Origin of the sequence: Rhizobacter sp., from assembly GCF_031412075.1 — a bacterium.
In the GTDB taxonomy this organism is placed as follows: Bacteria; Pseudomonadota; Gammaproteobacteria; order Burkholderiales; family Burkholderiaceae_C; genus Rhizobacter.
On record NZ_JANOCG010000599.1, the window covers coordinates 1 to 4,380 of the forward strand.

General features: G+C 66.7%; 5 protein-coding genes. 1 reads left to right on the top strand and 4 read right to left on the bottom strand.

Going from position 1 to position 4,380, the window contains the following annotated elements; all coding sequences use genetic code 11:
* Positions 1-495, top strand: a 495-nt coding sequence (locus RMO40_RS22200; protein ID WP_309725777.1) for an IclR family transcriptional regulator domain-containing protein, incomplete at its 5' end; no start/stop codon positions are given.
* A 243-nt stretch (positions 496-738) separates the two neighbouring features.
* Here the strand turns inward: RMO40_RS22200 and RMO40_RS22205 are convergent.
* From RMO40_RS22205 to RMO40_RS22220, 4 genes are all read right to left on the bottom strand, one after another.
* Entirely contained in the window at positions 739-1,245 is a 507-nt protein-coding gene (locus tag RMO40_RS22205) for an RES domain-containing protein (RefSeq protein ID WP_309725778.1), read from the bottom strand.
* Entirely contained in the window at positions 1,242-1,826 is a 585-nt protein-coding gene (locus RMO40_RS22210; RefSeq protein WP_309725779.1) for an antitoxin Xre/MbcA/ParS toxin-binding domain-containing protein, read from the bottom strand. Before RMO40_RS22210 ends, RMO40_RS22205 begins: the two co-directional genes overlap by 4 nt.
* Before the next feature lie 245 nt (positions 1,827-2,071).
* A complete protein-coding gene (locus RMO40_RS22215; RefSeq protein ID WP_309725780.1) occupies positions 2,072-3,235 on the bottom strand; it encodes an FAS1-like dehydratase domain-containing protein in 1,164 nt (387 codons plus the stop codon).
* Between the two features lie 19 nt (positions 3,236-3,254).
* A partial coding sequence (locus tag RMO40_RS22220; protein ID WP_309725781.1) for a CoA transferase occupies positions 3,255-4,380 on the bottom strand: 1,126 nt, incomplete at its 5' end.

The window sequence follows — 4,380 nt, forward strand, 5'->3', positions numbered from 1 at the left end:
AGCGGTGAAACGGTGTTCCTGGCGGTGCTCACGCCCGACCGCAAGCTCTGCGAGTACGTGGCGGTGGCGGAGAGCGACAACTGGTTGCGCTACAGCGTCGAGCTGGGCTCGCGCAAACCGTCCTACGCCACCGGAACGGGACAGGCCATGCTCGCGTACCTGCCCGAGGCCGATCTCGAAGCCGTGCTCGAAGGCATCCGGTTCGAGCGCATCACGCCGGGCACCGTGTCGTCCCGGCGCGCCCTGATCGCCGGATTGAAGGCGGTGCGGCGTCGCGGTGTGAGCACCGTTGAAAGCGGCACGGTGGCCGGCGTCGTCTCCGTCGCCGCGCCGATCTTCGGGATGCAGGGTCACATCGCCGCGGCGCTGAGCATCGGCGGGCCTGCAGCGCGCATCGAGTTGCACCTGCGCACCGTCGAGTCCGCAGTCTGTGGCGGCGCCGAAGAAATTTCGAGGGTGCTTGGCTACGGCGACGAATGGCCGCCTACACGTTGACCGGGCGGCCGGGTTTCAGGCCGAAAGAGAAGTCTGCGCCGGAGCGGACGAATGTCGTTACCGACGACAGAGCCAGCGTTCAGTGTCTGAGCGTGACGGACTGATGACAACCCATTTCAGTCCTTGAGCCTACAAACTTGACCGTCGGCCCGCCAGCAAAAACAGACCTTGAATGATCGCCGTTCGCCGGACACTTCCTACGTGCCAAGAGGTGGTGACCCGTGAAGCCAAGCCGTTGCTGGGTCAAGGCATGGCGCGCAACCGCGGGTCGAGGGCGAAGCGCTCGGACTGGATATCGGTCATTAGCGGCAGCGCCGTCGTGACGTTGACGAGCAGGATCCACGAGTGCCCGCTCACCGCGCTGGGCAGCAGCACGTACGGGTGGGCGTCGATCAGCTGGTCGCCAAACTCCTGCTGGTCTTTATTCGGCGGGAGTGGGTGGAGCCAGTGCGGATTGGGCACGACACCCGGCTGCACGACGCGGACCTGGCCCGGATCGGTGATCGTGAACGAGTAGAGGTTGTGGGCGAGGGTGTTGAGCACCTTGAACCCCTTGTGCACCGCCACCTCCAGGATGGCGGTGGCAGGGTCCAGGGCCGCGTAGATCACGTGCTTGCCGATGGAGTTCCAGCGGCCGCCGTACGTGGCCGAGCCGATGCCTGCGTTCCAGGTGGCGGCATAGCGCGCGTCGTTGAGCGTCCACCCGGCGAGGGCACCCGTGCCGCCCAGGGACGCCGGCAGTGGGATCAAGCGTAGACCCCGTATTTCATTCGCTGCAGCAGGGTCTTGATGGCTTCGGCGCCCGGCGAAGTGCTCACCAGGTCAATCGGCTTCCTGAACTCCAGACCTATCGCCTCGGTCTTCAGCCACTCGTTGGCGACCTCCGTGCTGCCTAGCACCTCTTCGGCCATCGCGCGCACGGACTCGAGCCGGTAGATCCCGTCCGTCGTGCGCGCATCCAACGGCTTGTCCGGATCGATCTTGATGCGGTGTGCGGTGCGCGCGCTCACGCCAATGGCCTTGAGGATGGCATCTGTGGGCAAGGTACCCCTGGTGCTCTCCCAGATGCGGGTCAGCGCCCGGCCTGACACGCCCTTCATCACCACATCGTGGGCCATGACACTGGAGCCCGCGAAAGCGACGAACACAGTGGCTTGTCGCTCACGCTTTCCGCCGACAAGGATCTTCACCTTCTCGGCTTTCTTGCCCGGGACGCGATGGGCCTTCACATACGCAGTGGTGAGCGTGTCCTCCGCGAGAGTTGCAGCTGCGGTAGCCTGGGAGGCGCCCTTCTTGGGCTTGGTGGTCAAACGTTCGCTAGACGGCTTCATGCTGTTGCTCCTGCCATTTGGCAACGATTCTACGCCACGTGGCAAACCGCTGTTACAGGCGCCGTGCCCGGTGACGAACGGGGGCAATCGGCCTTAATCGGTCATAACTCTGGCCGCAACTGTGTGCCTTGCCAAGCGCCTGCGGTGTTAACGACGACAGCAGGTGCGCCGACAACTGCTCCAAGGCCCCCGCTTCCTCCTTGTCGATGTTGCTGCGTTCGCTCGTCTGAAAGGGACAAGCAAAGTCAACGCGCCGCCGGCGCGCCACGCGTGGGCAGCTCGACAACGGCCGTGCCCTGGGCCGTCGTCTCGTCGAGCTGGTTCACGACGCTCAACTCAAGTTCGACGAGGTGCGCATCTTCTTCGATGCGCTTGTCGGCCACGCGCGCCTTGCACCAGGAAACGTCGCCGAAGATGTTCGGCCGCCGAACGCTGACCGAGAGGCGCCGCAGGAAGCCGTCGTCGCCCATCCAGTTCGTGATCAGCTGGCCCAGCCACGAGATGCGTTGCGGGCCCACGTCGTAGCCGCCGGGCATGCCGACTTCGCGCGCCATCTTGCCTTCGGTGTGGCCGCGCGCGGCGCTGTCCTGTGCGCCCGTCTCGGGGTTGATGTAGGCGTCGGCCGGATGGCGCTTCCTCTGCAGGTGGGCGCGCCGGTGCGACTGGTAGCTGTGGCCGCCGCCGGAGTACCAGCAGATCATGTCGGTGATGTTCAGCGGGCCTTTGAGCATCGGTTGCACCGAAGCGCCGACCTCGACCTCTTCCCAGAAAAGCGGCGTCGCGCCACGCAACTCTTCGGTCTCGATCGCGTGGGCGATCTGCTCGAGCTCTTCGGCCGAGTAGCGATGGGTTTCGCGCGCCTCGTACTTCAGCCCGCCGCTGGCCTTGGCGCGCGGCGTGCGCGCGGTGTGCCCGATGGCGCGGCAGACCAGCTCGCCGTGCTGGTTGGTGTACAGCACCTCGCCGGTCTGGATGATGAAGGCGCTGGCCTTGCCGCCGCGCTTCTCGACCGCATCGAGCAGTTTGGCTTTCACCGTGAAGCTGTCGCGGTGACGGATCGGCAGGTACCACTCCCAGTCAGTACCGCCATACAGCCACTGGATGCCGCGCAGCTTGGGTGCCACCACGGTGGTGTCGATGGTGTAGAGGAAGCAGCCCGGCGCGAGAGCCGACTTCCACTTCGTCGCTGCCCCGTGGGCCGGGTCACAGAACAGCGGGTTCTCGTCGCCCAGGCCCCAGCAGAAGTGGCGCACGTTGTCGGGCGCGGCCTCGGTGTTCCAGGTCTGGTGGGTGCGGCGCAGTTCGACGCCGATCAGGCTGCGCGCTTCTTCCAGCGCACCTTCCCAAAGTGCGGGGGCTTGCGCCTGGGGTTGCGTGGACAGCGGATCGTCGGCAGGGGTGTCGGGCATGGCGAGGCTCCGGTGCGGATCAGGCAATGACGCCAGCAGCCTTGAGCTCGGCGATCTCCTCGGGCGGCAGGCCAAGCAGTTGGCCAAACACGAAGTCGTTGTGCTCTCCGAGCGACGGGCCGCAGCGGTCGATGCGCGGCTCGATGTCGGAGAACTTCCACGGCGCGCGGAACAGGTCTTCATCGCCATAGACGGGGATCGCGACTCGGGTCTTGATGCCGCGCGCTTCGAAGTGCGGGTCGCGCCACTGCTCCGCGACCGACAGCACCGGTGACGATGCAATGCCGGCTGCCCGCAGGCGCGCCACGAGTTCGTCGCGCGGCTGCGATGCGGTCCAGTCGGCCAGGGCCGTGTCGAGTTCGGCGGCGTGGCCGAGGCGGCCGGCCAGCTGGTCGAAGCGCGCGTCGCTGGCCCACGGCGTGCCGGAGGCCAGCCGGCGCAACGCCCGCCACTGCGCGTCGTCGGCGACGGCGATCGTGAGCCACGCGTCGCCGCCTGGTGTCGCAGACGAGGCCGGATAGATGCCGTGCGGCGCCATCTCCGGGTGGCGGTTGCCCATCGGCGTAGGTTGTCGCTGTTGCACCTGCGCGTCGAGCAGGTAAGGGCGCAGCACGCCGAGCAATGCCTCGACTTGCGACAGATCGATGTAGCAACCAACGCCGGTCGTGCGCGCGCGGCGCAGCGCAGCAAGCAGCGCCAACAGCCCGTGCACCGAGGCATTCGGGTCGCCGAGACCGAAGTTGAGCGCTCCGATGGGCAGCTCGTCGGCGTAGCCCACCAAGGCTTCGAGGCCTGCAAACGACGACATCGTCGGCGCGTACGCCCGCATGCTCGACAAGGCGCCGAACTGCCCCGCCGCCGACATCGCCAGCATCACCAGGCGCGGATTGGCCTTGCGCAGCGCTTCGTAGCCGAGCTGCGTGCGCTCCATCGAGCCGGGCGACATGTTCTCGATCGCCACATCGCTGATCGCCGCCAGGCGCAGGAGCAGCGCCACCGCGCGCGGCTCCTTGGCGTTGAGCGTGATGCCCAGCTTGCCGTGGTTGATCTGGTGGTACATCGGCGACATTTCCCTGCTCGATCCTTCGACCTGCTTGCCGTTGCGGAAGACCCTGCCGGCCAGGCGCAGGTTGTCGGGGCGCAAG